The sequence below is a fragment of the Streptomyces sp. MST-110588 genome, from assembly GCF_022695595.1.
Lineage (GTDB): Bacteria > Actinomycetota > Actinomycetes > Streptomycetales > Streptomycetaceae > Streptomyces.
On record NZ_CP074380.1, the window covers coordinates 7696579 to 7722342 of the forward strand.

Annotated in this window: 19 protein-coding genes and 5 pseudogenes; 13 read left to right on the forward strand and 11 right to left on the reverse strand. The window is 71.7% G+C overall.

Going from position 1 to position 25764, the window contains the following annotated elements; translation table 11 throughout:
• Positions 1–371 precede the first annotated feature (371 nt).
• Complete coding sequence (locus tag KGS77_RS33455; RefSeq protein ID WP_242587054.1) at positions 372–1625, forward strand: hypothetical protein; 1254 nt, start codon at positions 372–374, stop codon at positions 1623–1625.
• A complete protein-coding gene (locus KGS77_RS33460; RefSeq protein ID WP_242587055.1) occupies positions 1622–2755 on the forward strand; it encodes a phosphotransferase family protein in 1134 nt (377 codons plus the stop codon). The genes KGS77_RS33455 and KGS77_RS33460 overlap by 4 nt, the downstream gene beginning before the upstream one ends.
• 93 nt (positions 2756–2848) lie before the next feature.
• Here KGS77_RS33460 and KGS77_RS33465 read toward each other — a convergent pair.
• Positions 2849–3235 (reverse strand): annotated as a pseudogene (locus KGS77_RS33465) (hypothetical protein).
• A gap of 352 nt (positions 3236–3587) precedes the next feature.
• On the opposite strand from KGS77_RS33465, the gene KGS77_RS33470 reads away from it, so the two are divergent.
• The 5 genes from KGS77_RS33470 to KGS77_RS33490 all read left to right on the forward strand — a co-directional run bounded on the left by KGS77_RS33470 (position 3588) and on the right by KGS77_RS33490 (position 9133).
• Positions 3588–4028, forward strand: a complete 441-nt coding sequence (locus KGS77_RS33470; RefSeq protein ID WP_242587056.1) for an Lrp/AsnC family transcriptional regulator — start codon at positions 3588–3590, stop codon at positions 4026–4028.
• 142 nt (positions 4029–4170) lie between these two features.
• Positions 4171–5811 carry an amidohydrolase gene (locus tag KGS77_RS33475; RefSeq protein WP_242587057.1) on the forward strand — a complete coding sequence of 547 codons (1641 nt, stop codon included), beginning with the start codon at positions 4171–4173 and terminating at the stop codon, positions 5809–5811.
• Positions 5812–6525: 714 nt separating this feature from the next.
• Entirely contained in the window at positions 6526–6834 is a 309-nt protein-coding gene (locus KGS77_RS33480) for a hypothetical protein (RefSeq protein WP_242587058.1), read from the forward strand.
• Positions 6822–8378, forward strand: a complete 1557-nt coding sequence (gene lnt / locus KGS77_RS33485; protein ID WP_242587832.1) for an apolipoprotein N-acyltransferase — start codon at positions 6822–6824, stop codon at positions 8376–8378. Before KGS77_RS33480 ends, lnt begins: the two co-directional genes overlap by 13 nt.
• Positions 8375–9133, forward strand: a complete 759-nt coding sequence (locus KGS77_RS33490) for a polyprenol monophosphomannose synthase (RefSeq protein ID WP_242587059.1) — start codon at positions 8375–8377, stop codon at positions 9131–9133. Before lnt ends, KGS77_RS33490 begins: the two co-directional genes overlap by 4 nt.
• Positions 9134–9276: 143 nt before the next feature.
• On the opposite strand, the gene KGS77_RS33495 is transcribed toward KGS77_RS33490, so the two are convergent.
• A complete protein-coding gene (locus KGS77_RS33495; protein WP_242587060.1) occupies positions 9277–9525 on the reverse strand; it encodes a hypothetical protein in 249 nt (82 codons plus the stop codon).
• Positions 9526–9680: 155 nt separating this feature from the next.
• Between KGS77_RS33495 and fxsA the strand changes: the two are divergent.
• Positions 9681–10258 (forward strand): annotated as a pseudogene (gene fxsA, locus KGS77_RS33500) (FxsA family membrane protein).
• Between the two features lie 185 nt (positions 10259–10443).
• On the opposite strand, the gene KGS77_RS33505 reads toward fxsA, so the two are convergent.
• From KGS77_RS33505 to KGS77_RS33515, 3 genes and pseudogenes are all read right to left on the reverse strand, one after another.
• The gene (locus KGS77_RS33505; RefSeq protein WP_242587061.1) at positions 10444–10821 is read right to left on the reverse strand and encodes an RNA polymerase-binding protein RbpA; all 378 of its coding nucleotides are present in this window, start codon (positions 10819–10821) and stop codon (positions 10444–10446) included.
• Between the two features lie 354 nt (positions 10822–11175).
• Entirely contained in the window at positions 11176–11973 is a 798-nt protein-coding gene (locus tag KGS77_RS33510; RefSeq protein WP_242587062.1) for a glycerophosphodiester phosphodiesterase family protein, read from the reverse strand.
• A pseudogene (locus KGS77_RS33515) lies at positions 11970–12676 on the reverse strand (hypothetical protein). The gene KGS77_RS33510 and the pseudogene KGS77_RS33515 overlap by 4 nt, the downstream one beginning before the upstream one ends.
• Before the next feature lie 109 nt (positions 12677–12785).
• Between KGS77_RS33515 and KGS77_RS33520 the strand changes: the two are divergent.
• A pseudogene (locus tag KGS77_RS33520) lies at positions 12786–14290 on the forward strand (PLP-dependent aminotransferase family protein).
• Positions 14291–14327: 37 nt separating this feature from the next.
• On the opposite strand, the pseudogene KGS77_RS33525 reads toward KGS77_RS33520, so the two are convergent.
• Both KGS77_RS33525 and KGS77_RS33530 read right to left on the reverse strand, forming a co-directional pair.
• Positions 14328–16087 (reverse strand): annotated as a pseudogene (locus KGS77_RS33525) (hypothetical protein).
• 238 nt (positions 16088–16325) lie between these two features.
• The gene (locus KGS77_RS33530) at positions 16326–16520 is read right to left on the reverse strand and encodes a hypothetical protein (protein ID WP_242587063.1); all 195 of its coding nucleotides are present in this window, start codon (positions 16518–16520) and stop codon (positions 16326–16328) included.
• A gap of 902 nt (positions 16521–17422) precedes the next feature.
• Between KGS77_RS33530 and KGS77_RS33535 the strand changes: the two genes are divergently transcribed.
• Positions 17423–18430 carry an SGNH/GDSL hydrolase family protein gene (locus KGS77_RS33535; protein ID WP_242587064.1) on the forward strand — a complete coding sequence of 336 codons (1008 nt, stop codon included), beginning with the start codon at positions 17423–17425 and terminating at the stop codon, positions 18428–18430.
• A gap of 894 nt (positions 18431–19324) precedes the next feature.
• Here KGS77_RS33535 and KGS77_RS33540 read toward each other — a convergent pair.
• Together KGS77_RS33540 and KGS77_RS33545 are read right to left on the reverse strand one after the other, a co-directional pair.
• Positions 19325–19960 (reverse strand): hypothetical protein, encoded by a 636-nt coding sequence (locus KGS77_RS33540; RefSeq protein WP_242587065.1) that lies wholly within the window; start codon positions 19958–19960, stop codon positions 19325–19327.
• 899 nt (positions 19961–20859) lie between these two features.
• Complete coding sequence (locus KGS77_RS33545) at positions 20860–21333, reverse strand: hypothetical protein (protein WP_242587066.1); 474 nt, start codon at positions 21331–21333, stop codon at positions 20860–20862.
• A 184-nt stretch (positions 21334–21517) separates the two neighbouring features.
• Between KGS77_RS33545 and KGS77_RS33550 the strand changes: the two genes are divergently transcribed.
• Positions 21518–21958 (forward strand): YchJ family metal-binding protein, encoded by a 441-nt coding sequence (locus KGS77_RS33550; RefSeq protein WP_242587067.1) that lies wholly within the window; start codon positions 21518–21520, stop codon positions 21956–21958.
• A gap of 65 nt (positions 21959–22023) precedes the next feature.
• Here KGS77_RS33550 and KGS77_RS33555 read toward each other — a convergent pair whose 3' ends face one another.
• Both KGS77_RS33555 and KGS77_RS33560 read right to left on the reverse strand, forming a co-directional pair.
• Complete coding sequence (locus KGS77_RS33555; RefSeq protein ID WP_242587068.1) at positions 22024–22398, reverse strand: RNA-binding S4 domain-containing protein; 375 nt, start codon at positions 22396–22398, stop codon at positions 22024–22026.
• 103 nt (positions 22399–22501) lie between these two features.
• Positions 22502–23602: a Ku protein gene (locus tag KGS77_RS33560; RefSeq protein ID WP_242587069.1), complete on the reverse strand. Its 1101-nt coding sequence runs from the start codon at positions 23600–23602 to the stop codon at positions 22502–22504.
• 40 nt (positions 23603–23642) lie between these two features.
• Between KGS77_RS33560 and ligD the strand changes: the two genes are divergently transcribed.
• Both ligD and KGS77_RS33570 read left to right on the forward strand, forming a co-directional pair.
• Complete coding sequence (gene ligD, locus KGS77_RS33565) at positions 23643–24539, forward strand: non-homologous end-joining DNA ligase (protein WP_242587070.1); 897 nt, start codon at positions 23643–23645, stop codon at positions 24537–24539.
• Positions 24540–24593: 54 nt separating this feature from the next.
• Positions 24594–25457 carry a DNA ligase gene (locus KGS77_RS33570; RefSeq protein ID WP_242587071.1) on the forward strand — a complete coding sequence of 288 codons (864 nt, stop codon included), beginning with the start codon at positions 24594–24596 and terminating at the stop codon, positions 25455–25457.
• Positions 25458–25764 lie beyond the last annotated feature (307 nt).

Consider the following 25764-nt stretch of genomic DNA (forward strand, 5'->3'; position numbering starts at 1 on the left):
TCCCGGTGTGAGGGCAGGTGGCAGGGCGCGGCCCGGCCGGCCGGTCCCCGCGGGGTGCGCGCTGCGGGTGCCGGGCCCGGCATGGATGCGGCGGGTCGTCGAAGCCTGTCGGGGTGAGTCCGGCACGTCCGGTCGTGGCGGCCGTCATGATTCTTCCGGTCCCTGTACGTACCCTCTGTACGTACTCCCTGTACGTACCCCCTATAGGTACCCCCTGTACGGGGCGGAGGACCTGGCGGGCGGCGGGGAGCCGGTACCGGGGGTGGTCGCGCGGGCGCCACCTGACGTACCGTCAGCTTCGCCGCCGGGACCGTGCACCGGGCGCGCAGCCCGGTCGCGTCCCGGACGATCCGCGCGCCCAGGAGGCCCCCGTGACCGACCGCCCGATCGCGCTCGACGAATACCCCGTCCACCAAGTCCCGCTGTCCATGCGGCAGGTCGCCACCGGTGACCGCAACGCCTATGACCGCTGCATCTTTCACGTCATGGACCACGCCGGCCGTGCGCTGCTGATCGTGGGCCTCGGCGTCTACCCCAACACCGGTGTGATCGACGCCTATGCCACTCTCCGGCTGGGCGCGCACCTGCATGCCGTACGAGCCTCCGACGCCCTGAGCGATGACCGGATGAGGCTGGCCGTCGGTCCCCTCACCATCGGTGTCGAGGAGCCGCTTCGGCGGCTGCGGCTGCGCTGCGCGCCCGATCCGCGGGACCCCGACGGCTTTTCGTGCGATGTCGTATGGGACGCGGCCTTTCCCGCCGTATGGGAACCCCATCACACCCAGTACCGCGGCGGCCGGCTCGTCCTGGAGGGGCGCCGGTTCGTCCAGGCGGGGAGCTGTAGCGGCGTCATCCGGGCCGCCGGGCGGGAACTGGCCGTCACGGCGGGGGAGTGGACCGGTACCCGGGACCGCAGTTGGGGGGTACGGCCCATCCCGGGGGAGGAGGGCGGACGGGCCGAGCAGGAGTCGCGCCCCGAAGGGTTCCACTGGATCTGGTGCCCGGTGCGCTTCGAGGACCGTTTCGTCATGGTCGTCGTACAGGAGGACGCGGACGGTCATCGCACGCTCAACGAGGCGCTGTCCGTACGGAACGGCGCCCGCGACGTCCAACTCGGCTGGCCGCACGCCGACATCACCTACCGGCCCGGCACCCGGCAGCCCGAGCGCGCCGTCATCCACCTCACCGAGCCGGTCCCCGGACCGGCCCGGGGCCGGTCCGCCCGCACCCCCGTGGAGCTGACCGCCGAGATCCTGGTCTCCTCCCCGCTGGCCGTCGGCGCCGGATACCCGCCGGCCGAGGACTGGCAGCACGGCACCTGGCGCGGCCGTGGCTGGACGGACCGCCGCACCTACGATCTGTCCGACCCCGCCGCGTACCCACTGGCCGCGTACGGCGTCACCGATCACGCCGCCCGCTTCACCCTCGGCGACCGCGTCGGACACGGCATCTTCGAACACGGCAGCTTCGGCCGCCACGACCCCAGCGGCTTCACGGGCTACGACGACCCGGGCCGCCCCGTCGCAGCCGACCCGGCCGCGCCCGGCCCGGCCGGTGCCGATCCAGCCGCGCCCGGTCCGGCCGCCCCCGAACCAGCCGGCGAGAACGGCGAGGTACCGTCATGAACACCGCGCCCCGGCCCCGTACGACCACCCGCGACCCCGCCGACCTCGCCCGCCGGCTGACGGCCTGGCTGGCCACCCGCCTGCCCGGTGCCAAGGCTGTGGCGCCGACCGTCCCCGCCTCCAACGGGATGTCCAGCGAGACCCTCCTCTTCGACATCGACCACCCCCGTCCGCCCGTCCGCTCCTGTGCCCTGCGCCTGGCCGCCGACCCGTCCGCCTACACGGTATTCCCCACCTACGACATCGGGCGTCAGCACCGCACCCTGCGCCTGGTCGCCGACCACACCGATCTGCCCGTCCCGCGCGTGCTGTGGCTGGAGGAGGACCCGGCGTACCTGGGCGCCCCGTTCTTCGTCATGGAGCGGATCGACGGCCGGGTGCCGCCGGACGTCATGCCCTATACGTACGAGGGGAACTGGCTGTACGACGCCACCGACGCCGAACGCGAGCACCTGGAAGCGGCCACCGTCTCGGTCCTGGCCCGGCTGCACGACCAGGTCCCGGTCGAACAGGCGGGATTCCTGGCCCCGGTGGGCACCGGGCCGGGGCCGGGCACGGGGGCACGTACCGGACCGTGCGCCGGTGACCCGCTGCGTGAGCACATGGCGGCCCAACGCGCCTATTACCGCTGGGTCGTCCAGGGTCTGCCCAGGTCCCCGCTCATCGAGCGCGGCTTCGCCCATCTGGCGGCCATCTGGCCGGACGATCCCGGCGAAACGGTTCTGACCTGGGGAGACGCCCGTATCGGCAACATCGTCTACGACGGGTTTCGGCCCGCGGCCGTACTGGACTGGGAGATGGCGGCCCTGGGTCCCCGCGAACTCGACCTCGGCTGGCTCATCTACCTGCACCGCTTCTTCCAGGACCTCGCCGAAGATGCCGGCCTGCCCGGCCTGCCGGGCCTCCTGCGCCGCCCGGCCGTCGAGCGGCGCTACGCCCGGCTCACCGGGCACACGCCACGGGACATGGACTTCCACACCCTCTACGCGGCGCTGCGGCACGCGATCGTGATGCTGCGGGTGGCCTACCGCCAGGTCCACTTCGGGGAGATACCAGTCCCGGAAGACCCGGACGCGCTGATCATGCACCGGACCGCACTGGAAGCGATGATGGAGAACCGCTACTGGTGAACTGGTGACGGCTGCCGAGGGTGCCTGGATGAGGCTGCTGATGACGGCCACGGGCGACGGCCCGGTGACGGATGCGCGACGCCCTGACGACGGCTACGGGCGACGGCGTATCCCGGGCATCCGGACCGGACGGGTTCCCGGCCCGCCCACGTGCGAGAAGGGCTGCCGGCGCCAGTCCAGCCCCTCAGCAGCATCGCAGCGTCAGCTCGCCGCGTCCTGCTCCTGGACCCCGGTCGAGTCGTCCGCCGGGGAGGCGTCGGCGACCGCCCGCCCGGAGCCCTCGCACACCGTCAGGCAGAACGGGTTCCACGGCGAGGGGCACAGTGCGTGCTCGGGGAGGGTGTCCTCCTCCGCCAGCATCGCGATCGGCTGCGCGCAGTCCGGGCAGATGACGCGGTAGATCTCGTACGTCTCATAAGCCCCGGACGCCTCGAAGTTCTCGGACGTCTCGAAGGTTCCGGGGGCCCCGGAGTTCTCCAGGGAGTCGAGCGGCTCGTACGCACCGTCCTCGCCGTCGGGGCTCAGGCCGTCACCCGCACGGGCGCTGTGGCTCTCCGGCGCGGACTGCGTCCTGTCCGTCTTGACCGGTGTGGATTCCGTCTTAAGGCGTCGCATGGTGTTCATCCCCTCGGGTGGGCCGAACGGGCCGCCGGCTTCTTGACGGCGGGCGGCCTCGGCCAAGACGAGCAATTCCCTTCATGCCGCGTGCATAATCGCGGCAGCCGGTGGGATGCCAGGGCATTGCTGTGGCATTCGTCACATGAACGGCGCAAGCGGCCTCACGGCCCGGCGCGCGCTGCGCATATGCGCCCGGGCACAGTAGGTTGATCGCGTGGAGGAGTTGGACCGACAAATCGTGGATCTGCTCGTCAAGGACGGGCGGATGAGCTACACCGACCTGGGCAAGGCCACCGGCCTGTCCACCTCGGCGGTGCACCAGCGCGTGCGCCGCCTGGAGCAGCGCGGTGTCATCCGCGGCTATGCCGCCATCGTGGACCCGGAAGCCGTCGGGCTGCCGCTCACCGCGTTCATCTCGGTCAAACCCTTCGACCCCAGCGCCCCGGACGACATCGCCGACCGCCTCGCCGAGGTCCCCGAGCTGGAGGCGTGCCACAGCGTCGCCGGTGATGAGAACTACATCCTCAAGGTGCGGGTGGCCACGCCCCTGGAGCTGGAGCACCTGCTCAGCCGCATCCGCTCGCTGGCGGGGGTCTCGACCCGTACCACCGTCGTGCTCTCCACGCCGTACGAGGCCCGGCCGCCGCGCATCTGACCGCGCGTCCGCGCCGGGGCCGGCCCTCCTTGAGGACGGGAGGCCCGCCCAGGGGGCGACCGGCCCCGTACACCGGGCACGTACGCCGGGCGCGCACGACCCGCGCGCCGGTCCCCTCCGTACAGGCGTCAGACTGTCCGTCATGAGTGAGCGCACCGCCGAACCGGCCCGGCCCCGTACCGTCCTGCTGCGCGGTGGGGAGGTGCACAGCCCCGCCGACCCCTTCGCCACCGCCATGGTGACCGAGGGCGGCAGCGTCGCCTGGGTCGGTGAGGAGGGGGCCGCCGACTCCTTCGCCGACGGCGTCGATGAGATCGTCCACCTCGACGGGGCGCTGGTCACCCCGGCCTTCACCGACGCGCACGTGCACACCACCGCGACCGGCCTGGCGCTCACCGGGCTGGACCTCTCCGGAGCCCGTACGCTCCCCGAGGCACTGAACCTGGTCCGCCGCTACGCCGACGACCGCCCCGCCGACAAGGTCCTGCTCGGCCACGGCTGGGACGCGGCACGCTGGCCCGAAGGCCGCCCGCCCCTGCGGACCGAGCTGGACGAGGCCACCGGCGGCCGGCCGCTCTACCTCACCCGTGTGGACGTGCACTCCGCCGTGGTGACCACCGCCCTGCTCGACCTCGTCCCCGGCATCCGGGAGCTGGCAGGGTTCCACGCCGACGCGCCGCTGACGGGCGACGCCCACCACGCCGTACGGGCCGCCGCGCACGCCACCGTCACCCCCGCCCAGCGCGCCGGGGCCCAGGCCGCAACCCTGGCGCACGCCGTGTCCCTGGGCATCGGCACACTCCACGAGTGCGCCGGCCCCGAGATCTCCAGTGAGGACGACCTGACCGCCCTCCTCGCCCGGGCCGCCGAAGGCAGCGGCCCGCGCGTCGTCGGCTACTGGGCCGAACTGATCACGAACGCAAAGGACGCCGACCGTATCCGGGAGCTGGGCGCCGTCGGCGCCGCCGGCGACCTCTTCGCCGACGGCTCCCTGGGCTCGCACACCGCCCACCTCCACGCCCCCTACGCCGACGCCGCCCACACCGGCACCGCCCACCTGGACGCCGACGCCGTGGCCGCACACGTCGCCGCCTGCACCGAAGCCGGACTCCAGGCCGGCTTCCACGCCATCGGGGACGCGGCGCTGACCGCGGTCACCGACGGCGTACGGGCCGCGGCCGAACGTGTGGGCCTCGGCCGCGTACGCGCCGCCCGGCACCGTATCGAGCACGCCGAGATGCTGGACGAGGCCACCATCGCCGCCTTCGCCGAGTTCGCGCTGACCGCCTCGGTCCAGCCCGCCTTCGACGCGGCCTGGGGCGGCGGCAGCGGCATGTACGCGCAGCGCCTGGGCGCCGGCCGGGCCCGTACCCTCAACCCCTACGCCGCCCTGCTGCGGGCCGGTGTCCCGCTCGCCCTCGGCTCCGACAGCCCCGTCACCCCCCTCGACCCCTGGGGCACCATTCGCGCCGCGGTTTTCCATCGCACCCGCGAACACGGCATCTCCGCACGGGCCGCCTTCACCGCCCACACCCGGGGCGGCTGGCGCGCCGTCGGCCGTGACGACGCGGGCGTACTGGTCCCCGGCGCGCCCGCCGACTACGCGGTGTGGCGCACCGGCGACCTGATCGTCCAGGCCCCGGACGAGCGGGTCGAGCGCTGGTCCACCGACCCCCGCTCCGGTACCCCCGGCCTCCCCGACCTCACCCCCGGCCAGGACCTCCCCGTGTGCCTGCGCACGGTCGTCGGGGGCCGCACGGTGTACGAGCGGCCGAACGAGTGACTTCGGCCGGGCACCTGCCGGGGAAGCAGGCGCCCACGGCCACTCGCCCCACCTGCGAGACTCCGCGCTGACCTGGCGCGACGCGAAAACCACGCAGGTGGGGCAACTGTTGACAGCAGGCGGTCGACGGCCGGTAGGTTCGGCCGAGTCCACCACAGGACGTCCGATCGGGAGACTTCCGCGCAGTCGTCGAACGCTGCTGGGCCATGGGACGGCACGCCTCACCGCGCGCCGTCACTGGGAGCCAGGTCCAGCACCTGCGGTACGGGACCACGGAAAGGTTTCAGCCGGGACGGGGGTCCCTCCCTGCTCCTTGAGAGCCTGGGGGAAGGTGCGACCCGGGTGGGGCCCGGTAGCTCAGTAGACAACGGCTTTCGGTCGACCCGCAGCCAGCGGGCGCCAGGTCGGCCCGAAGGGCGCCGGGCCCCGATCCGCACCGCGCGGCCGGCCGCGCCGCCCCGAGCCGCCCCGCCCCCTGCGCACGCTCACCCCCTCGCGTCCCCTTCTTCGTGTCCTCGCGTCTTCGCGCCGATGACCTGACGCCGATGTCCTCGTGCTGATGTCCTGGTGCCTGACGTCCTCGTGCTGACGTCCTGGCGTCTGATGTCCTCGCGCACCCGCGGTCCGCCACCGTGCCGCACCGAGGTACGGTCTGCTCAGCCACCGGCTCAGAGCCTGTGTCATCACCGCACGACCTTCAGGAAGGCCGCGACCGTGCCATCGGGCCCCGCTCCCCACGAAGACGACGTACCGGCCCGCGCCGTCGGCGGCGCCACGGGCGTCGCTCCCGCCCCCGCCGGTACGGCCGTACCACCGGACGACGACACCGCGACCGGCGTCGTCCCCGGTGACGCCGGAACCGCTCCGTCCGGAACCGCTCCGTCCGGGTCCGGCGGTTCCGAGCCGCCCAGCGCCGCCGAGCAGGCCGGCACCTCCGAACAGATCCCCGAGCGGACCTCCCGGCCCCCGAGGCAGCCGGCCCGCCCGCCCGTCCCGGCCGCCTCCGGCGCCTGGCCGCCCTGAGCCGCCGCGAGGCGCCGCGTACCGCCCTGGCCGCGCTCACCGGCCTCGGGATGGCGCTGGCCTTCCCGCCGTACGACCTGTGGCCGCTGTCCGTCCTGGCCGTCGCCGCGCTCAGCCTGCTGACCCGGGGCCGCACCGGCCGCCAGGGCGCCTGGACCGGCTTCGCCTTCGGCCTGCCCTTCTTCTTCCTCCTGCTGAAGTGGCTGCACGTCGTCGGCTGGGACGCGGTCCTCGGCCTCTCCCTCATCCAGGCCCTCTATATGGCCTTCCTGGGCGCGGGACTGGCCGTCACCTCCCGTCTGAGGCTCTGGCCGCTGTGGGCGGCCTGCCTGTGGATCGCCGAGGAGTGGGCCCGTGACCGGGTGCCCTTCGGCGGCTTCCCGTGGGGCCGGCTGGCCTTCGCCAACACCGGCTCGCCCTTCACGCCGCTGGCCTCGCTCGGCGGTGCGCCTTTGGTGACCTTCGCCGTCGCCCTGAGCGGTACGCTCCTGGCGTCCTCCGCCGTCGCGCTGTGGAAGCTGCGCGCCCCGGGCCGCTCGCTGAGCCGGGCCCTGCCGGCCGTCGAGGCCCTCGGGCTGGCCGCCGCCCTGACCCTCTGCGGCCTGGCGGTGCCGCTGCCCACCAAGGCCGCCGACACGGTCGACATCGCCGTCGTCCAGGGCAACGTCCAAAAGCCCGGCATGGACTTCCTGGGCCGCCCGATGATGATCCTGGACAACCACGCCGCGGCCACCGAGAAGCTGGCCGCCGACGTCAAGGCCGGCCGGGTCCGCAAGCCCGACCTGGTCATCTGGCCGGAGAACGCCTCCGACCTGGACCCGTACCGCTACCCGCAGGCATACGACCGGATCACCGCGGCCGTACAGGCGATCGGCGTCCCCGTACTGGTCGGCGCGCTGGTCGACCACCCCGAGAAGCAGGGCTACGTCTTCAACCAGGGCATCGTATGGGACCCCGTGAAGGGCCCCGGCGCCTCCTACACCAAGCAGCATCCGGTTCCCTTCGGCGAGTACGTGCCCTTCCGGGAACAGCTCAGCAAGATCATCACACGCTTCAAGCGGGTGCCCCGCAACTTCTACCCCGGCGACCACACCGGCGTGCTGAAGGTCGGCCCGGCCCGGCTCGGCGACGTCATCTGCTTCGAGATCGCCTACGACGAGATCGTCCGCGACACGGCGAACGCCGGCGCCCGCGCCCTGGTCGTCCAGACCAACAACGCCACCTACGGACGCACCGGACAGCCCGAGCAGCAGCTTGCGATGTCCAAGCTGCGCGCGGTCGAACACGGCCGGGCCGTGGTCACCGCCGCCACCAGCGGCATCAGTGCCGTCGTCGCGCCCGACGGCACGGTCACCCGGCAGATCCCGGAGTTCACCCAGGGAGTGCTGAGCGCGCGCCTTCCGCTGCGCGACGAAAAGACCGTCGCCGACCGCGTCGGTGCGGCTCCCGAGTGGGCGATCGCTATCGTGGCCCTTGTGTCCTGCGTCGCCGCGACTGTGATCGGCAGGCGTGGGCGTACGAAGGACGAGAAGAGGCAGCAGTGACAGACGGCGGTCAGCGGCAGTACGGTCCGCTCGGCACCATCTTGGTGATCATCCCGACCTACAACGAGGCGGAGAACATCAAGCCGATCGTCTCCCGGGTGCGGTCCGCCGTCCCCGAGGCGCACATCCTGGTCGCGGACGACAACAGCCCGGACGGCACCGGAAAGATCGCCGACGAGCTGGCGGCGGCGGACGACCAGGTCCAGGTGCTGCACCGCAAGGGCAAGGAAGGGCTGGGCGCCGCCTACCTGGCGGGCTTCAGGTGGGGCATGGAGCACGGCTTCGGTGTCCTGGTGGAGATGGACGCCGACGGCTCCCACCGGCCCGAGGAACTGCCCCGGCTGCTGACCGCCCTCAAGGGCGCCGACCTCGTCCTGGGATCGCGCTGGGTCCCCGGCGGCCGGGTGGTGAACTGGCCCAAGCACCGCGAGTTCATCTCCCGTGGCGGCAGCACGTACTGCCGGGCCCTGCTGGACGTACCCATCCGTGACGTCACCGGCGGCTACCGGGCCTTCCGCCGGGAGACCCTGGAGGGCCTGGGCCTGGACGAGGTCGCCTCGCAGGGCTACTGCTTCCAGGTCGACCTGGCCCGCCGCGCCGTCAAGAGCGGCTACCACGTGGTGGAGGTCCCCATCACCTTCGTCGACCGCGAGCTGGGCGACAGCAAGATGAGCAAGGACATCATCGCCGAGGCGCTGTGGCGGGTCACCGCCTGGGGCCTGGGCTCGCGGGTGGACAAGCTGCGGGGCCGCTGACGCCGCGGGGGAGGGCGACGGCCGGAGAGCGACGAGCAGGGAACGATGGCCGGGAAGTGATGGGCGGGAAGTGATGGCCGGACCCGGCCGGGGCGCACGAACGCTGCCCCGGCCGGGCCCGGCCACGGGTTTTTGGTGGTGGGTCAGTCGGCGGGCTCGTCCGGGGTCGGGTGGTCCGGGTGCACGCCGGGCCGGTGGACGGCACCGCGCCGGCCGGTGCCGGACACGTCGGTGTCGGGGACGTCCGCGTTCTGCTCGTCCTCCTCGCCGGTGTCCGGGCGGGTTCCCTCCCACGGGTCCGGCGCCGCCTCGGGCCCGCCGACCTGCTGGTCGGGCATGTCGCGGGAAATGCCCGTGCCGTCCTGCTCGGGCGTCTCGGAGCGTCGGTCCATCGCGGCGGTCCTCCTTGAGGGTGGGTGAAAGCCGTGCCGGGGTACGGGTGCCCGGGCGGACCGGCGCCATGCGTGCTGCCGACCGGAAGATGACCATGGAACGAAGGGGCACCCCGCGTCGGGGAGACGGCGGCTGTGCCAGGCACACTTGAGGCATGACGTTCGACGCCACGCCACCGCCCGGTTCCCGTCCTCCCGCGCGCTCGCGCGCCCGCCGGTTCGTGCCGCTGGGCATCGCCGCGTGGCTGGTGCTGGAGATCTGGCTGCTGACGGTCCTCGCCGGGGCCGCGGGCGGACTCGCCGTCTTCCTGCTGCTGCTCGCGGGCGTGCTCGTCGGCTCGTACGTGATCAAGCGGGCCGGCCGCCGGGCCTGGAAGGGGCTGACGGAGACCCTGCAGGCCGGCGGCGGAACCGGCGCGGGCGCGGCCGGGGAGCGCCCGTCCGCGGGCGGCGGCAACACGCTGCCGATGCTCGGCGGGCTGCTGCTGATCTTCCCTGGGCTGATCACGGACGTGGCCGGGCTGCTGTGTCTGTTCCCGCCCACCCGTGCGCTGATCCACCGCCGCGCCGAGCGGCTGCTGACCCGGCGGGCCTCCTACGCCCCGGGACGCTCGGTGACGCCTTCCAGCAGGCCAGGATGCACCGGCCGGACGGAAAGGTCGTCCAGGGCGAGGTCATACGCCATGACGAGCCGCCGCGCCCGCACCGTCAGGACCCGCCGCTGCCGCGCTGAACCACGGGCCGCGCACCAAGAGGGCGGCCGGGAAGAGGACACGGCCGGCGCTGCGGGCGCACCCCGACGAGGACTGCGGCCGGGGCCGGGAGAGGACACGACAAGGGCCGGGGCCACTGCGGAACAGTGGCCCCGGCCCTCGTCTTGCCGTTACCGGGATCGCCCGTTCGTCGGACGGGCGACCGTCAGGCGGACTTGCGGTTGCTGTCGCGCGGATGCACGGCAATGTTCATGGTGCCGGAGCGCAGGACGGCCAGCCTCTCGGCCAGCACCTCCTCCAGCTCCTCGCGGGTGCGCCGCTCCATGAGCATGTCCCAGTGCGTACGCGCGGGCTTGCCCTTCTTTTCCTCAGGGCCATCGCCATCCACCAGAAGCGCTTGTGCACCACATACCTTGCACTCCCACTCCGGCGGAATCTCGGCCTCTACCGAGAACGGCATCTCGAATCGATGTCCGTTCTGGCATGCGTACTCCACCGCCTGGCGCGGGGCCAGGTCGATGCCGCGGTCGGTCTCGTAGCTGGTCACCACAAGTCGCGTGCCGCGAAGAGCTCGCTCACTCATGAATCGTGCCTCCCGGGCTTGTCGCCCACAGGACAGGTGTCGCTGTCGTCGTCATCCGGTCAACGTCCGGTCGGCGGTGAAGATTCCCGTTGTCGGGACATGCGCCCACCCGTCGCCCACCACCGCCCGTATTGGAGGCGCTGCGCGCCGCTGCCTTCCTTCGTGCCGCCCCTTGTTGTACCCACCAGCGCCCGGTTTGTCACATCTGGCAACAGATGTCACCTAACGCCTTCGCTAGTTCAGCGCGCAGTAACGGTCCGCCTGGTGAGCCAAAGGCGTACACTACCGGCCCCTGCCCCCACACCTAAATCCGCCCCCCGTACGGCCCGTCGGACGCCTCCGCGGGCGGGCGGCTTATGCGGGGACCCAGGCTCCCCGCCCGGCCAGTACCGTCCGCAGTGTCTCGATGCGGTCCGTCATGATCCCGTCCACGCCGAGATCGAGCAGCGACTCCATCTGCCGGGCGTCGTTGACCGTCCAGACGTGCACCTGAAGGCCATGGGCGTGCGCCGCCCGCAGGAACAGCGGGTCCACCACGCGCACCCCGGACTGCCGGGCCGGCACCTGTACGCACACCGCGTCCCGCCGCACCGCCGCGCCCAGCAGCCGGTCCAGCGGCAGCCGCCCCCGGCCGTACGAGCGCAGCCGCAGACCGGCCACCCCGCGGACGCCCAGCGACGTCGCCAGGCGGACACCGGCCAGCCGCCGGGCACGGGCCGCCCGGGCCTCGGAGAACGAGCCGACGCACACCCGGTCCCAGGCGCCCGCACGGCGCAGCAGGGCGAGCAGCGGCTCCAGGGCCGCCTCCGCCTTGACGTCCACGTTCCAGTGCGCCTGTGGGAACTCCTCCAGCAGCTCCTCCAAGAGCGGCAGGGGCTCCCGGCCGGCCACCCGCGCCCGGCGTACCGACCGCCACGGGAGGGCGCCGATCGCGCCGCGGGCATCGGTGACCCGGTCCAGCGTCGCGTCGTGGAAGGCGACCAGCTTCCCGTCCGAGGTGGCGTGCACGTCGGTCTCCAGGTAGCGGTAGCCGGCCGCCACCGCCCGGCGGAAGGCGGTGGCGGTGTTCTCCAGGCCGTCCGCCGCTCCGCCCCGGTGGGCGAAGGCCAGCGGCGCCGGGTGGTCGAGGTAGGGGTGGCGTACGGTGATCACTTGTGCAGTATCGCGCGTCCGGACCGCCCCTGGCCCCGGGCCACCACGGGCGAGTGCTGATCGGCCAGACCCTTGATCGCGAAGAACCGCAGGGAGAACTGGGCGAGCGGTCCGATCGCCAGCGCGTAGAGCACGGTGCCGGCCCCACCGAGCCGCCCAGCAGGAAGCCCACCGCAAGCACCGTCACCTCCAGGCACGTCCGCACCAGGCGCACCGGCTTTCCCGTACGGATGTGCAGTCCGGTCATCAGGCCGTCCCGCGGCCCGGGGCCGAAGCGCGCGGAGATGTAGAGGCCGGTCGCCATGCCGTTGAGCGTGATGGCGCCGAGCAGCAGCGGGATACGCACCTGTAGGGCGGACAGGTCCGGGACCAGGGCCAGCGTCGCGTCCATCACCAGACCCAGCAGCACCACGTTGGAGACCGTGCCCAGCCCCGGACGCTGCCGCAGCGGGATCCACAGCAGCAGGATCAGCGCCCCCGACACGATCGTCACCGTGCCGATGGTCAGCCCCGTATGCCGTGCGATGCCCTGGTTGAGCACGCTCCACGGCTCAAGGCCCAGCCCCGCGCGCAACTGGAGGCCCATGCTGATGCCGTACAGGACCAGTCCGGTGTAGAGCTGGACGAGCCGCCGGGGGAGCCGCCGGGCGGATGCGGGCCTCCCCTTCGGTGCGGCCCCGGATCGCGTACGAGATCCCCTCATGGCGGACAAAACCTTCCCCCTCCTGGCAGGATTGGACTGATGCATGACACCCTGTGGCTGATCGGCAGACAAGATCCATGGCCAATTCGAGGAAGGTGGACCGCTCGATATGACGCAGTGGACTTCAGCGGTGGGTGCCGCGCAACTCGCCCGGCTGCTCCGGTCGCAGGACGCCCGGGACGCGGCGGTCCAGTTGGGCGGGCGCCGTATCCCGGCCTACCGGAGCCTGGCGGACGGCGTACGGCTCCTGGTGCTGGAGGGGCGGGTGCCCGTCGCCGCCCGGCTCCCCGCCGAGCGTGAACTCGCCGCCGCCCTCTCCGTCAGCCGTACGACGGTCGCCGCCGCCTACGAGGCCCTGCGGGCCGAGGGGTTCTTGGAGTCCCGCCGTGGATCGGGAAGCTGGACCGCCGTCCCCGCGGGCAACCCGCTGCCCACCCGCGGCCTGGAACCGCTGCCTCCGGAGGCCGCAGGTTCCATGATCGACCTCGGGTGCGCGGCCCTGCCCGCCCCCGAGCCGTGGCTGACCCGCGCCGTGCAGGGAGCCATGGAGGACCTGCCGGTCTACGCCCACACCCACGGGGACTACCCGGCCGGCCTGCCCGTACTGCGCCAGGCGCTCGCCGACCGCTACACCGCCCGCGGCATCCCCACGATGCCCGAACAGATCATGGTCACCACCGGTGCCATGGGCGCCGTGGCCGCCATCTGCCGGCTGATCACCCGCCCCGGGGAGCGGGTGGCGGTCGACTCCCCGTCCTACGCCAACATCCTCCAGCTCATGCGGGACGCCGGCGCCCGTCTGGTGCCGGTCGCCCTCGCCGAACGGCTCGGGGGCTGGGACATCCCGCCTGGCGCCAAGTCCTGCGGGACGCCGCGCCCCGCATGGCGTACGTCGTCGCCGACTTCCACAACCCCACCGGTACGCTCGCCACCGAGGAGCAGCGCCGCCGGATGGTCGACGCGGCCCGCGCCGCCGGCACCACCCTGGTCGTGGACGAGACGATGACCGAGCTGTGTCTGGACCCGGAGGTGACGCCGCCGTGCCCGGTCAGCGCCTTCGACCCGGCGGGCAGCTCCGTGATCACCGTCGGCTCCGCCAGCAAGGCGTTCTGGGCCGGGATGCGCATCGGCTGGGTACGCGCCGCCCCCGACGTCATCCGCAGCCTGGTCGCCGCCCGTGCCTACGCCGACCTCGGCTCCCCGGTCCTGGAACAGCTCGCCATCGCCTCCCTGCTGCGCAACGGCGGGTGGGAGGCAGCCGTCGAGGTCCGCCGCGACCAGGCCAGGGAGAACCGCGCCGCCATCGTCGCCGCCGTGCGGCGCCACCTGCCCGACTGGGAGTTCTCCGTCCCCAGCGGCGGTCTCACCCTGTGGGCACGCACCGGCGGCCTCTCGGGGTCGCGGATCGCCGAGGCGGGGGAGCGGCTGGGGGTACGGGTGCCCTCGGGGCCCCGGTTCGGTGTCGACGGCGCCTTCGAGGGCTTCGTACGCCTGCCGTTCACCGTCAGCGGCGCCGTCGCGGATGAGGCCGCGGTACGGCTGGCCGGGGCGGCGCGTCTGGTGGCGACCGGTGCGTCCCTGGAGACCGAGACGCTGCGGTCCGTAGTGGCCTGAGGCTACGGGGGCCCGGTCCCGGCCCCGGCGGCTGCGCTCAGCCCTCGCCGCGCGCGCTGTCCGCCCCCGCCGGGGCGGCGTCGGCCGCGGCCGGTTCCAGGGGCTCCTCCAGGAACTGCGGTTCCAGGGGTTCGGGTTCCAGGACCTGCAGTTCCAGGGCCTCCGGCTCTCCCGGCGTTCCCGGTCCTTGCGGCGCCTCCGGTCCTGCCGGGACTTCCGGTTCTCCCGGTGCCTGTGCCGCCCCCGTCGGCGCCGAGGGCTCGGCGGACTCCATCGGGACCGTAGGTTCCGGAAGCAGCGCCAGCACGGCCTGCCGGTGGGTCTCGCTGGTGGCGTCGTCGAAGGGGTCGGGCGTGGCCGGCACCTGGAGCCGGTGCACCGGACCGGAGCCGAGCCGGGCGTAGCCGCGCCCGGGCGGCACCTGAGCCGTCGGTGTGGTGTGCGGGGGCGCCCCGAGCACCGCCGCCACCTCCTCCGCCGTGGCCGGGCCCAGCACCACCCGGGCCCGGGTGTGGGTCCGTACGGGCTCCGTGAGCAGCTCCGCACTCTCGAACTGGTCGGCGACCGCCACCGTCACATGTGCCGCCCGTCCGTGCCGCAGCGGGACCTGGAGGAGCCGCTGTGGATCGTCCCGTCCTTCGGCCGCCGCCAGATGAGCCAGCGCGGAAGGGCGGTCCACGATGATCCACAACGGCCTCCGGGTGTCCTGCGGAGCAGGCCGTCCCGCCTGCCGCGAGCGGTTGGCGGTGATCAGCCGGCGCTCGGTCTCGTGCGCCGCCCACTCCAGCGTGGCCAGCGCCCCCGACAGCCCGCTCTCCACCCCCATCACCCCGGCCCGCCCGCTCAGACACGCGAACTCCCCGGTGCCGCTCCCGTCGATCACCAGCACGTCCCCGTGGTGCAGCGCCTGGAGCGTGACCGACCGCAGCAGCGTCGTGAGTCCCGACCCGGGGCGCCCAGCGCCAGCAGATGCGGCTCGGTGGACCGTGGCCCGGTCCGCCACACCACCGGCGGCACGTCCCGCGTCTCCCGGCCCTCCCCGCTCGCGTCCACCACCGGAAGCGTGCGCGGTACGGCCCCCGGGTCGGTGAACCCCAGGACGGTCTCGCCCGGTGCCGTGACGAACCGCTGCGCCGCGATGTCGGTCGGCAGCGCCGCGAGCACGGTCATCACCAGCCGGTTCGCCTCTTCGTCCCAGGCGAAGTGGTACTCCCGGCCGCGCCCCGACTTGGCGTGCAGGATCTGTTCGATACGGGAACGGTGCTCGGCCTCCCCGTCCGTGAAGTACGCCGGGTACCGCAGCCCCAGCCGCGCGATCCGGCCGTCCTCGTCGAACCCGTACTCCTCGAAGGCCCGCTCCCAGTCCCCGTCGTGGGAGTACAGCGGACGCGGATCGGCCTCGGCGCAGAAGTACGGCACCAGCGCCTCGTAGAGCGCCTGGAGCCGCCCGGCCGCCTCCTCGCCCGGCCCGGTCCGGACCGGCACCCGCTCCCGCCCCGCCCAGCCCGCCACACCCATCACCGCGACCAGCGAGAGCAGCGGCCCGTACGGCACCAGCACGATGACCAGCAGCGCGCCGGCCGCGCCGAACAGCACCGGGCCACGGCGTTCCTTGGGCAACGCCGCCCAGCGCAGCCGGCCGGCCGTGACCAGCCGGCGCAGACCGCGGCCGATGGTGACCAGCGGGTGGAAGACGTCGGTGACGCTGTAGACGGCGGTACGCGCCAGCTCACGGCCGCGGGCGAGCGGCACACTGCCGCCGCCGCTCAGGACGCGGTGCCAAGATCGCCGGACCACATCTTCTCCTGTTGTCGGTACTGTGCGGCGCTCCGGACGGCGCCGGGTCCGCGGGGAGCGCGGCTCGCGTGGCGCGGGGGACTCACGCGGAGGCGAGGGCGCCCGGGGCGGGCGGCGCGGGAAGCGCGTCGGGCAAGCGGTCAGGACGTGGGATCGGGGCGCGGAGCCAGGACGTGGGATCACAACGTGGGTCGGGGCGCGGGGCCGGGGCGTGAGACCAAGACGGGACGCGGGCCGCTCAGAGTTTGATGCCGCCCAGCAGGCTCGCCAGGCTCGCGCCCCCGGCCTTGATGCTGGGGGCGATCGCGGTACCCGCGAGATAGAACCCGAAGAGCGCGCAGACCAGAGCGTGGGACACCTTCAGCCCGTCCTTGCGGAAGAACAGGAAAACGACGACACCGAGCAGTACGGCGGCGGAGACGGACAGAATCATGACGTTCTCTCCTGAATGGCGGGGACGGTCACCATGAGTCCTTCCAGCCTCACAGGAAGTGCCAAGCTGTCAAAAGCGGCAAACGGGTGACGTCCCGCTGAAACCCACTGAATGGAGTACCCCGGATATCCGCAGGGTCCCACTGACCGCATACTTGCAGGTCAGACCGAATTACGGACGCCATCTCCGCCCCGGGGAAAGTAGCCGTCCGGACGAGCGCCGATACGACACACGCCGCCCTGGCCCCGCCATTGTTGACTGCGCGTCAGGGCCATACCGAAAAGCGGCCGGAGAAACCGCCGCCCCGCCGCCGTCAGCGGATCAGGCGTGCCCATGGCCCGCGGTACTCCTCCGCCGAAAGTGTTGCACCAGCCTCGTCCGGCGCACCGTGTGCCCGCCGTGCGGGCGCCCGGCCGGAATCGCCGCTGCCCCTGGTCGCGGTAGAGCGCGACGGCGGCGAAGGTCGCCTGCATTCTGGCGTCCCGGACCGCCGACGAGAGTTTCCGTCGCGGAAGGAAGGAAATGGCGAGCGTGCCGCCGAGAGCCGCCGAGAGCCAGTGAGATCAGCAGTCACTTATCCGACAGCCTGGTCCAGGATGTGCGCGCATGACAGGTCCAGTAAAGCCACGGAAAAGGCAGATCGCTGATCCGGTGGCCGCGAAGAGCGAGGCGGTCCGGTAGCAGCACAGACGGGCGCAGCGCAGAGCGAGGCGTTACGAAGGACGGCGAGACTGCTTTTGTTCGTCTTCCGTTCGTCAGGCTACTCGTCCGGGTGTGGGCGTGACTCCCGTACGGAGGAAATGCCGGGCCCCTGACGCTCTCTTTTCAAGTGGGGCGCGCTGTGCTTCCCTGGTCTGCCGATGAAGTGAACCTGACATCCGACACGGGGTGGGGGCGGCCGAATGGACAGGCGCTGGACATGGCCGCTGCTCACGGCCCTGGCGCTGGCTCTCGTGGGCGTGTTCGGCTGGACCGCCGTCTTCGCCTCGGACCCGACGGACGCCCCCGCCGGACCCACGGCCGCCGACGCCCCGCCACCGTCCGCCGCCGACTCCCCGGCCGCCACCGCGGGGCTGCTCTCCTCCCCGTCCCCGTCCCCGACCCCGCCTCCGTCGAGGCCCGCGCCCGCGGCCCGGCCGCCACGGGCGGCGGCACCCGTGCTCTATCTCGGCGACTCCCTGGCGATGGAGAACCAGCAGGTCCTGGCAGAGCAGGTACGGGCTTCCGGGCGATCGGTGCTGCGCAGCGCGCCGTACTCCGGTACGACGCTGTGCGACTACCTGGCCGGGCCGGCCGGGGGAGAGGCGAAGTCGCTGGTCCCCGCGCGGGACAAGGCGGCGGCTCTGGTACGGGCCGTGCGCCCGCGCGTCGTCGTCCTCCAGTTCTGGGGCAACTCCTGGGGCTTCACCCCCTGCATGGGCGCCATCGCCGCGGGCACGCCGGAGTACTACGCGCGCTACGCGGCCGATGCGCGAACCCTGACGGAGCAGATCGCCGCGGCGGCACGGAACACGGGCATCCCCCGACCGAAGATCATTTGGGTCGCCCAGGGGCCCGACGCCTTCCGTCCCGGCCGGGTCCGCCGCGTCAACGCCATCTACCGGGCCCAGGCCGCCGCCACCGGCGACCTCGTGGCGGACGCCGGAGGAGAGGTCAGCCCCGCCGGTGACCGTTACGCCTGGGCCCGGGAACTCCCCTGCAACGCGTACGAACGCGCCCACCCCGCCTACTGCACCCGGCCGGATCGCGACGGCGGCACCGCCCAACTGCACCGCCCCGACGACGCCTTGCACTTCTGCCTGGCGCCCACGACCACCACGCCGCGCCCCTGCCCCGTACGGTCGCCGGGAATCGTCCGCTACTGCCGAGCCATCGCCGCAACGGTCGACGGCTACCTCAAGAGCCTGTAGGCAACCTGGAGGCTGCCCCGTATGAGGGCACCCGGAGACCACGCGGGACAACGGCGTCCGGCAGTGGTGCCGGTCGAGGGGGAGGCCGATGGTCGAGTTGCGTGCTCAGGCGGTCCGCCGGGCAGGTGGCGAGCCGTTCCCGGGCATGGTGGAGGTCCGGTTCACGGATGCGAGAGGGCGACGATGGACGCTGGTCGACAAAACACCGGTCTTTGACGCCGGGGACACGCTGGGACCGGGCTCGGCCTTTCCGCTGGAAGTCGGTATCAGTTGCGTGGTTCGCGAACCGGACGAACCCCGGAGGGGCGATGAAACCGTCACGGTCTCCACCGCATTTGGGACTCGGGGAGACAGCAACGCATGAATACACCGTCATCGCCATTTCAAGCGGAGCGGTCTGGGTCTGACGGGCCGGCCACCCGGATCGGGGACCGGTGCTCTGGTCCCACTGACCCGGCCCGGCTGAAACGAGGCGGGCCAACACTTGCTCGCCGGATCTGACCTGACTGCCCATGAACTCAACGACGCCGGCGGGCCGGAACCGATGTGTCCGACTCCGCCCTGCGCTTGCTGTCGGCTCGGCTGCGGAATCGCCTACGCCCAACTCGCCGCCGGATGCGGCGTCGGACCACCACCGTCTACCGCGGCGGGAATCGCTCAGTGACGCCGCAGTGTGCAGGCTCGACGGCGAGGAGCGGCACCGACTGCGCGGCGATTGCCGTCCGGGCAGCGGCGGGCACTCCCTCAAGGGCGATGCGAGTGATCGGCACAGATCCCCCTCGCCCGCTGTCAGAGAGAACCTCGATCCGTGCCTCGTCCAAGAGGCCCTGGCTGCTCTGCTGCTGCCGAGCCGACTGGAGCGCTGGAGGCCGCCTGCGCTCGTCAGAAGGCAGCTCATCGCGGCTGCTGCCCTCTGACGAGCGCAGTGGGCAGTGCCGCGCCGAGGATCAGATCACGCGGCAGCGCCAGTTCGAAGCGCTGTTCCAGTACGGCGAGCGAGGCACGGTGCGCCGCATCCCGCTTCCGTTCCTGCGGGATTTTGGCCGCGATGATGTCGGTGCGGACGATGTCGGCGCCGGGGCCGGTGATCTCCTGCGACCAGGTGTACATGTACATGTCGAAGCCGCACACATAGTGGTCGTCGTGGAAGTAGGCGAATGCGGGCGGCGGGACCTTCGGGTTCTGTTTCTCGTAGTACAGCTCGAAGACGTGGACCCCGTCCCGGGATGTCCCGTCGTGGTATGCGGGCCCGAGGACGGACGGCCAGTGGCCGTAGGCGATGGCGAAGCCCAGGCCGGCGTGGTCGCCGTAGCGGACGGCGATGCTGTCGGTGTCGCCGCGCTCGGCGTCGAGCCGGTCGATAAGCTCTTCGGCCTGCGGCCCGGTGGTGGCCTGGACCGGTACGGGGCCGCCGGTGGCGGCGAGGCGGGCGGCGAGCTGTTCGCCGGTCAGGCCCCGGGCCAGCTTGATGTAGTAGCCGAGCCAGGAGATGTCCCCGTCGGCTATCCAGGTGATCCCGCCGGAACTCACTGCGTGTCTCCGTTCTCCGTTGTGGCGCGGCTCGGGACCGGGCACGGGGCCGGCCCCGTGCCCGGTCCCGAGCCGCATGTGCGGTGTGCGTCAGTATCGTGCTATCGGATGTCGCACGTGATCGTCGGTCCCTGACTGTTGTCTGTGGGGAACGTCTTCGGCACCGACGTGGAGAACGCCGCGTACGGTACTGCGGGGAGATCATCAGCTTGATCGCCACCTCGGCCCGGCAGGGAACGGCAGGTGACCGGCGGGCATCGGCAGCGGTGTGAAACGGGCCCACAGTGGGTCCGGCTTCCGGCTTCCTTCCCGACGCGGGGCGGCCACCGGCTCGGGCGCCCTTTTCCGGCCCTGCGGCCGGCCGCGACGAGGGAGCCATGGTGCCCGTTCGCCGTTCCAGACGCGCTGGATGGTTTCTTCAGGCCCCGTCTCCGTCCCGCGAGCTCATGGCTATGCATGTCCGCCGGGACGCAGGCTGATTGGCTGATTGGTGGATCTGAAACGCAGGTAGTGGACGTGATGAGGTCGACGTTCAGCGAGGGTTGCAGCGCGGATCGTCCAAACCTGAGCAGCGGTCGCAATGGATGTCCATCAACTCGCCTGTGGGAATCAGGTATCAGAGCTGGGGGTGGTGTCTCCGGGAGCTCCGACGCGGGCGCCTCCCCGGACGCGACGAGCGCCCCCGGAAGTGGTGTGGGCGACGAACCGGGTGCGCCGCCCGCCGTTGGTCATCCTGCGGACACACCCATGCCCAGCTCACCACCGGGTCCGGTGTCGGCACCACCACCGCCTACCGGCACATCACCGAGGCCGTCGAGATCCCGGACGGCACCAGAGTTTTACAGCGTCGTCTCGCCGTCCGAACGTGAGGCTGTCTACCTGCCTACATGCCTCCATGTCTACGTGGCGTCATCGCCTCGTCGTCTCGTCGTCTCGTCGCCCGCCTCGTGGAGATGAGCCTCGACCGGTCCCAGGTGCTGGTCGTGGGCCAGGACGAGGTCGTCCCCAAAGGCGAGAACGCGAATGCTTCCGCTCGCGAACCGCAGGGTGATGCCGACGGCGAAATCGAGGTTGCCGTGCTGGTAGCGGATCTCTCGGCCGGAGAGAATCCGCCGGCCGGTGAATCGGGTCATGGGGAAGCCGGGCGGGTCTTCTTCGACCGTGGTGTGGCCGTATTCGTCCATGTCGTAGGGGCCGTGGGGCCGGTTGATCTCCAGGGACAAGCCGTCACCCGGCGTGTGGAACCGCACGGGGCCGAGGCCGTCCATGTGCAGCCACATGTGCAGGAGGGAGGGCTCGGTCTCCTGGTGGTGGTGCCAGGACGTCGTCACATGCAGCAGACGCCTGTCGACCAGGTCCTCAAAGCTGATCATCCGTCGATGCTTTCACGGCGCTCAGTGATTCGGCACCGGTCAAGGAGGGTTCGCTGCGTCCGTCCTCCCGGCCGGGAGGACGGCACCGTGCCCGGCCACTATGAGACGCCTTGGGCGCATGCCCCGTGAGGTCCGGACACCCCCCTGGAGGCGGGGGCCGGAGCCGAGCCGTCACAATCGAGGGGTGTCCAAGAACCACGCGCGCCGGCGAACGGCGATCACTTCCACCTCGCCCTGCCCGTGCGGGCTCGGCCGTCCGTACGGTGAATGCTGCGGCAGCTTTCACCGGGGGCGGGCGAGCGCTCCTACGGCGGAGCGCCTGATGCGGTCCCGTTACAGCGCCTTCGCCGTCGGCGACGTCGCCTATCTGCTGCGGACCTGGCACCCCTCGACCCGGCCCGCCGCCCTGGACCTGGAGCCGGAACAGCACTGGACCCGTCTGGAGATCCTCGGCTCCACGGGCGGCAGCGCGTTCCACAACGAGGGCACCGTCGCCTTCCGGGCGCACTTCGTCCTGGGCGGGTACGAGGACAGTCAGTACGAGAACAGCCGCTTCGTACGGGACGGCGGGCAGTGGGTCTACCTGGATGCCCTGCCGGACACCGGGCCGACGTCCGGCGGCTGAGGCGGGCGGATAAGTGGGCAGGTAAGGCGGGCGGGTGAGTGGACGCGGCAGTGACCGGGCCGGACTCAGCGTCCGCGGAGCTGTTCGATCTCGCGGCGGTCGCGCTTGGTCGGCCGTCCGGTGCCGCGGTCACGGTGGCCGACGACCGCCATCGCCTCGCGCGGCGGAGGCGGCGGGCTGTTGTCGATGAAGCACTCCGCGGCGACACTCGCTCCCACGCGCTTGCTCAGGACGCGTGAGACGACGACGATCCGCTCACGGCCGGCGAGCCGCAGCCGTACCTCATCGCCCTTGCGTACCGCCTGAGCGGGTTTTACGCGCTCACCGTTGACGCGTACATGCCCGGCCCGGCAGGCCGCGTTGGCCTGTGACCGGGTCTTGGTGAGCCGGACGGACCAGATCCAGCTATCGACGCGCGTGGTCCCCTCGTCTGAAGCCATGGCATGACTCTAAGGGCCGCGGGCCTCCGACCGGAGCAATGACCGTCGACGAACCGATGCGCTGTGTGTGCCGGTCCTCACCACGCCGGTGTCTGTCTGCCTGCTACGCCGATGCCTTCTTGGTCTTCTTCGCCGTGCTCTTCTTGGCCGTACCGCTCTTGGCCGTACCGCTCTTCTTGGCGGTGGTCTTGGATGCCGCCGTCTTCTTGGCCGAGGTGTTTTTCTTGGTGTCGCCTCCCTTGCCGGAGGAGGAACCGGAGGAGGAGGCCGACCGCGTCCCGGCCGTCTTGCGTGGTGCCGTCTTCTTCGCGGCGCTCTTCTTCGCCGTCTTACGGGCCCCGATCGAGGTGACCGAGGCGGACCGCTCCTCCTCATCCCTTTCGCCGTCCCCCTCGCCACCGCCGTCCGCCCCGCCGCCTTCCCCGCGCGCTTCCCGGGCCGCTCGGACACTGCTTTCCAGCGCCGCCATCAGGTCGATCACCTGTCCGCCCTTCCTGACCCCGGTGTCCGGTGCGGTGGGTTCGCCGCCTTCGAGCTTGGCGGCGACCAGTTGCTCGACGGCCTCGCGGTAGTCGTCGTGCAGCTCACTGGAATCCAGTTCGCCCAGGGAGTCCATGAGCGTCTCGGCCAGGGTGAGTTCGTTGTCGCGGATCTTGACGTCCTCGCTGGGTACGACGCCGGCCGTCGGGCGCACCTGGTCCGGCCACAGCAGGGCGTGCATCACGATCGCCCCGTCATGCGAACGGAGCATCGCCAGGGTCTCGCGGCCGTGCATCGCCACCTTGCCGATCGCCACCTTCTCGTGGTGCTCCAGGGCCTCGCGCAACAGTGTGTACGGCTTGACTGCCGCGAGGCCGTTGGGACCCAGGTAGTACGACTTGTCCATCTGGAGGGGATCGATCTCGCCGGGGTCGACGAACGCCAGGATCGTGAGCGTCTTGGCGGTCGGCAGCGGCAGCTTGGCCAGGTCCTTGTCGGTGAGGGGCACGATCGTGTCGTCGGCCGCCTGGTAGCCCTTGCCGACCTCCTCGTTGGGGACCTCTTCGCCGTCCAGCTCGCAGACCTTGCGGTAGTGGATCCGGCCGCCGTCCTTCTCGTGGATGCGTACGAAGGAGACCGAGGCGGTGCGCTCGGTGGCGCTGTACGTCTTCACGGGGATGCTGACCAGGCCAAACGATATGGCCCCATTCCATACAGACCGCATAGTTCATCCCTTGTGTGGGATTTTGTGGGATTCTCATCCTATGTCGCCGATCACGCTCGTGGAGGGGCGGCGCCTTGCGCTGACGAACCTGGACAAGGTCCTCTATCCGGCCACCGGCACCACCAAGGCCGAGGTCGTCCACTACTACGCCACGACCGCCGACGCGCTCCTCGCCCATCTCCACGACCGGCCCGTCTCCTTCCTGCGCTACCCCGACGGGCCCGACGGCGAGAAGTTCTTCACCAAGAACGTGCCGCCGGGAACACCCGCATGGGTGCGGACAACCGAGGTACCCAGTTCCACCGCCACATCCAGGCGGCAGGTGCTCCTCCAGGACATGGCCTCTCTCATGTGGGCCGCGAACCTGGTCGTCGAGCTGCACACCCCGCAGTGGACCGCCGACCGGCCGCGCGTCGCCGACCGGCTCGTCCTGGACCTGGATCCCGGAGCGCCGGCCACGATCGTGGAGTGCTGTGCCGCCGCCCTGTGGCTGCGCGAGCGGCTGAAGGCCGACGGCCTGGTCGCGTACGCCAAGACCAGCGGCTCCAAAGGGCTGCACATCCTCGCGGCCATCGAGCCCACCCCTTCGGCGAACGTCACCGCCTACGCCAAGAGCATCGCGATCGAAGCCGAACGTACGTTTCCGGACCGGATCGTGCACAAGATGACCAAGGCGCTCCGGCCGGGCAAGGTCTTCATCGACTTCTCCCAGAACGCCGCCGCGAAGACCACGGCCACCCCGTACACGCTGCGCGCCCGCCCGCTGCCCACCGTCTCCACCCCCGTCACCTGGCAGGAGGTGGCCGACTGCACCGACCCGCGGGAACTGGACTTCCGGCACGACCAGGCCGCCGCACGCTACGAACGCGATGGTGACCTGCTCCGGCCGCTGCTGGACACCGGCGACGCCGGACCGCTCCCTCCAGGCCACCGGTGACCGCGCATGGATGCCAGCCCGCCGGCCATCCCTCTTCGGCCTCCCGTCGATGTCATGCGCCCCCGGCCAGCCGAGGAGATTCCCGCGCAGACCGGTACGCCGCCGGAGCTTCAGTACTCCCTCAAACTCGACGGCTTCCGCGCGCTCGCCTTCGTCCTGGAGGGCGGCGCGGCCGTCCTCCAGTCCCGCTCGCAGCGGGACCTGTCCAGGGAATTCCCCCAGATCGCCGCCTACCTGGGAAAGCATCTGCCGCCCGGAACCGTCCTGGACGGTGAGCTGTGTGCCTACCGGGACGGGCGGCTGAGCTTCACCGACCTGCTCCGCTCCCACGACGACCGGGAGCGGTCGGGTGTCCCGGTCTCCTATGTCGCCTTCGACGTCCTCGCCGTTCCGGGCGAGGACGTCAGGCCCCGGACGCTGGGGGAGCGCTGGGAACTTTTGGGAGTCGTACTGCGAGACGTCGGCCCGCCACTCCAGCGCGTCCTGGCGACGCAGGACGAGGAAACCGCCCGTGTCTGGTACCGCGACATGAGAGCCGTGGGCGTCGAGGGGATCGTGGCGAAGGCACTGAGCTCGACCTACCGCGGAGGGGCCACCTGGGCCTGGCGGAAGGTCCGGCATTCCGACACCCGGGACGGCACGCTCCTCGGTGTGTTCGGCCCGGCGGAAAGGCCGTACGGTCTCCTGGTCGCCCTGCCCGACGGCCGGACCGTGACGACCTCGCCCCGGCTGACCCCGATGCAGTCGCGGCAGGTGGGCGAGCTGGTGCGCGACCGCTTGGGAGAGCCGACGAACCACCCGGAGTACGCGGACCACGGACCGGTACGCATGCTCACCGAGCCTCTCCTCGTCGAACTGCGCCAGACCGCGGGCCGCCACGGGACCACGAAATTCGTACGCGTGCGGTCCGACGCCTGATGCCTGACGCGGTTCAGCTTCGCAAGGGCGGCGTGGTGGGCTTTCCGGCCGGTCCACCGATGTGCGAGTGACTTCGGTCGGCCTGCTTCTCGAATGCTCCGGTACGGCCATGATCGCGTTCCCCCGTATTTCCCCGTGTCTTGATCGACCGTGATTTATTCAGCGGTTCCTTTGATCTCCTCTGCTTTTCTTCCCCCTCTTCCCCTTCGCCTCCTTTCCCTTTCCGTCGTGCTCGTCGTCTCCGATTCCGCGTTTCCGCTGTTTCGTGTGATACCAGCATGGCCTCGGCGGGTGCGGGTGTAAATCA

Bases quoted from the DNA above. Each gene is read 5' to 3' on its own strand.
- KGS77_RS33545 (WP_242587066.1), bottom strand. From the start codon at position 21,333: ATGATCAGCTTTGAGGACCTGGTCGACAGGCGTCTGCTGCATGTGACG.
- KGS77_RS33555 (WP_242587068.1), bottom strand. From the start codon at position 22,398: ATGGCTTCAGACGAGGGGACCACGCGCGTCGATAGCTGGATCTGGTCC.
- KGS77_RS33460 (WP_242587055.1), top strand. From the start codon at position 1,622: ATGAACACCGCGCCCCGGCCCCGTACGACCACCCGCGACCCCGCCGAC.
- KGS77_RS33530 (WP_242587063.1), bottom strand. From the start codon at position 16,520: ATGATTCTGTCCGTCTCCGCCGCCGTACTGCTCGGTGTCGTCGTTTTC.
- KGS77_RS33505 (WP_242587061.1), bottom strand. From the start codon at position 10,821: ATGAGTGAGCGAGCTCTTCGCGGCACGCGACTTGTGGTGACCAGCTAC.
- KGS77_RS33570 (WP_242587071.1), top strand. From the start codon at position 24,594: ATGCGCCCCCGGCCAGCCGAGGAGATTCCCGCGCAGACCGGTACGCCG.
- KGS77_RS33495 (WP_242587060.1), bottom strand. From the start codon at position 9,525: ATGGACCGACGCTCCGAGACGCCCGAGCAGGACGGCACGGGCATTTCC.
- KGS77_RS33475 (WP_242587057.1), top strand. From the start codon at position 4,171: ATGAGTGAGCGCACCGCCGAACCGGCCCGGCCCCGTACCGTCCTGCTG.
- ligD (WP_242587070.1), top strand. From the start codon at position 23,643: ATGTCGCCGATCACGCTCGTGGAGGGGCGGCGCCTTGCGCTGACGAAC.
- KGS77_RS33535 (WP_242587064.1), top strand. From the start codon at position 17,423: ATGGACAGGCGCTGGACATGGCCGCTGCTCACGGCCCTGGCGCTGGCT.
- KGS77_RS33560 (WP_242587069.1), bottom strand. From the start codon at position 23,602: ATGCGGTCTGTATGGAATGGGGCCATATCGTTTGGCCTGGTCAGCATC.